The organism is Candidatus Omnitrophota bacterium (genome assembly GCA_034717435.1).
In the GTDB taxonomy this organism is placed as follows: Bacteria; Omnitrophota; JAUWXU01; order JAUWXU01; family JAUWXU01; genus JAYELI01.
On record JAYELI010000029.1, the window covers coordinates 1 to 3246 of the forward strand.

At 39.9% G+C, this 3246-nt stretch carries 4 protein-coding genes; 3 read left to right on the forward strand and 1 reads right to left on the reverse strand.

The window, feature by feature from the left end; translation table 11 throughout:
- Positions 1-279 precede the first annotated feature (279 nt).
- The 3 genes from bamD to holA are packed head-to-tail and all read left to right on the forward strand — an operon-like array spanning position 280 to position 2766.
- A complete protein-coding gene (gene bamD, locus U9Q08_02085) occupies positions 280-1260 on the forward strand; it encodes an outer membrane protein assembly factor BamD (protein ID MEA3328519.1) in 981 nt (326 codons plus the stop codon).
- A gap of 30 nt (positions 1261-1290) precedes the next feature.
- Positions 1291-1821: an LptE family protein gene (locus U9Q08_02090; GenBank protein MEA3328520.1), complete on the forward strand. Its 531-nt coding sequence runs from the start codon at positions 1291-1293 to the stop codon at positions 1819-1821.
- Positions 1822-2766, forward strand: coding sequence for a DNA polymerase III subunit delta (gene holA / locus U9Q08_02095; protein MEA3328521.1), 945 nt, complete (start codon positions 1822-1824; stop codon positions 2764-2766).
- On the opposite strand, the gene rpsT is transcribed toward holA, so the two are convergent.
- Positions 2752-3021 (reverse strand): 30S ribosomal protein S20, encoded by a 270-nt coding sequence (rpsT, locus tag U9Q08_02100; protein MEA3328522.1) that lies wholly within the window; start codon positions 3019-3021, stop codon positions 2752-2754. The two genes, holA and rpsT, sit on opposite strands and share 15 nt — an antisense overlap.
- Positions 3022-3246: the final 225 nt, after the last annotated feature.

Here is a 3246-nt window from a genome sequence, read left to right on the forward strand (position 1 = left end):
GAAGGAAGTCCTGAGTATTCCCGAAGGGCGACCGAAGGATCTCCCATAAAACCGTGTTTTCTGAGATTCTTCGGCCTTCGGCCTCAGAATGACCTTTTTAGCGTTATTATTTTTAATTTCGGTTAAAGTGTGCACTTTTAAAACATAAATCGTCTAAAAACTGTGCACTTTTAATTCGTAGATAACAAAACACGAACCCCTCCTTGACAAAGCCCGATAAGTATGATATAGTTAGCCAAAAAATGGCCTGAAAAGACGAAGTTCTGAGCTTGTCGAAGAATGCAGAAATTATTATCTATTCTTTTAGCAGTTTTTGTGTTAGTCGTTTATGCCCCGCAGGTTAGGGCATTTTGGATTTGGACCCCGGAAAGCGGAAAATGGGTAGATCCGAAAAATGTAACTAAGGATATTCCCCAGGAGCAGTTTGAATGGGCTCTGGAATTTTATGATTCCCAGGACTATGAGCGGGCGATAACAGAGTTCAAGCGCTTGATAAAAGATTTTCCCCTTTCTGACTTGACCGCTGAAGCCCAGTATTATATTGGCCTGTCTTACGAAACAATGAAGAAATATTATTATGCTTATTTAGCCTACCAGAAGGTAATAGACCATTACCCCCAATCTAAAAGAGTAGAGGAGATAATCGGACGGGAATATAAGGTAGCCAACCTTTTTTACCATGAAGAAAAGGCGAAAATCCTCGGAAAGTCGATTCCTTTGGTTTCATCAAAAAACAAGGCGTTAGAGATATTTCAAAAAATAATTGAGAACGCCCCTTATGGTAAATATGGCGATCTGTCCCAATACCGGATAGGTATTTATTACAAAGACACGGCTGGATATTCCGAGGCTGTCGAAGAATTCAATAAGCTTATTGACGATTATCCTAAAAGCGAACTGGTCGATGATGCCAGGTATGAAATAGCAGCTTGCTATGATAAGCAGGCTGTTACCTATGATTATAAAGAAGAGGCTGTTGATAAGGCTATTGAAGAATTTGAGACTTTCTTGAAAGATTATCCCCAGAGCAATATGACAGATAAAGCTAAAAGCAAACTGCTGTTTTTAAAAGAAAAAAAGGCAGAAGGGATTTTTCAAATAGCTAAGTTTTATGAACTGCAAGGCACTTTAGACAGCGCCCTGATGTATTATCAAGAGATCAGAGATTTTTTTCCGGATACTTCCTGGGCTCCCAAGGCCGCGGAAAAAATTTTTATTATAGAAAAAAAACAAGAAAAACGAAGTCCTACCTCGCACTGAGTGCTCGGCACGAGGTGAACCTGTCAAAGAATGAGAATAAGAACAATAAGCAATATTTTTTTGTTGACGATTAGCTGCCTGTTAGCTGTTGGCCTATCGGGTTGCGGGTATACCACTGGTTCTTTGCTTCCCAGTGATATTAAGACAATATCAGTACCGATGTTTAAGAATGTTATCTCTTCAAGCTCTTTAGCCTACCAGTATCACCCCGGGATCGAAGGGGATATTACCAGACAGACAGTTGACAGATTTATCTTTGACGGCAGATTAAAAGTTGTAGACACTGAACAGGCGGATCTTGTCTTAACTGGCGAAGTAACCGATTATATTAAAGACCCTTTAAGATACGGGCCTGACGAAAAAGATGTAATTGAATACAGGCTTACCTTGGTAATGCGCCTTATTTGCCGTGATACAGCCAAAGATGTTGTTTTATGGGAAGAGAAAAGGCTCACCGGAGATACTACTTACTTTGTTGCCTCCGGTGAAGAACTTGCCTTAAGGGCGGCTATCAGGGATTTAGCCAAGAATATCGTAGCCCGGATGATTGAAGGCTGGTAAATGGTTTATTTGTTCGAAGGAGAAGAAGATTTTTTAAAAGAAGAAGCCATAAGAGAACTTGAAGGGAGGCTCTTCAAAAATGGCACGGAAGAATTTAATAAAACCACATTTTACGGACAGGACATGGATGGTTCTGAATTGGCCAGTGTTGCTGCGGTCTTGCCGATGTTGTCCCAACAGAGGCTGATAATTATAAAAGGCGCAGAAAAGTTGTCCTCTGCTGCCAAAAAAAGTTTTATTTCCTATCTTAAAAAACCTTCCCCAAGCACTTGTCTTATCTTAGACGCAAAAGTTTTAAGCAAGCGGGATCGCTTATATAATGCCATTTCTCAACACGGGCGAATAAATACTTTTAAGAAATATTATTCCGGCCAGGTAGATAAATGGATTGTCAAAAGGGCCCATTCCTATAAAAAGAAAATTTTGCCGCAGGCCGTGGCTGCACTGCAGGAAAATGTAGGAGACAGCCTGAGGTTTTTGGATCAGGCCGTAAAAAAACTGGTTTTATATATTGGCGATAGCGAGGTTATTAAGGTTAAAGATGTTGAAGAAATTATTGGTAAAAGCTCCACGGCAACGATTTTTGATTTGATTGAGGCCATAAGGCAGAAACAGCGCTCTAAAGCATTAAAGATACTTTCTGAGTTAACCGAAGAAAACAAGGAAATCAGCCGGATTATCGGGATGCTTTTCTGGCAGCTGAAAAGGATTAAGCAAGCCAAGGCATTATTGGGGCAGAAGGTTTCTTCGAAAGAAATAGGCCGTCAGTTAAGGGTGCACCGGTTCTTTCTGGATAGATTTATAGCTGAGGTGAAAGATTTTAGCTCCCGGGAATTCAGCCGTCATTTTAAATTTTTATTGGAAGCGGACACTGAAATAAAAAAGGGGATTAAAAAACCTCAGATAGCCCTTGAGTTGTTGGTGATTAAGCTATGCGGCTTGTAATTTTTTTAATTTTTTAGCCAACCGGGATTTGTGGCGGGAAGCATTTCTTTTATGAACTACTCCTTGAGAAGCTGCTTTATCGAATTTTGACATGGCTTGATGCACTACAACCTTTGCTTGATCAGCCTTATTTGAGGAAATAAGCAGGTCAACTTTTTTTAAGAGAGTTTTTAGCCCGGATCGGATAATTAAGTTTCGGGCATATTTTTTTTGAGATGTCTTCATTCTTTTTACAGCTGATTTGTGTGATGGCATTTTTTATCACTCCTTAGTGTTTAGAAGAGTAGCATATAACCGATTGGTTGTCAAGTTTTTAAACTGTTAAATGTTATCTACGAATTAAAAGTGCACAGTTTAACCGAAATTAAAAATAATAACGCTAAAAAGGTCATTCTGAGGCCGAAGGCCGAAGAATCTCAGAAAACACGGTTTTATGGGAGATCCTTCGGTCGCCCTTCGGGAATACTCAGGACTTCCTTC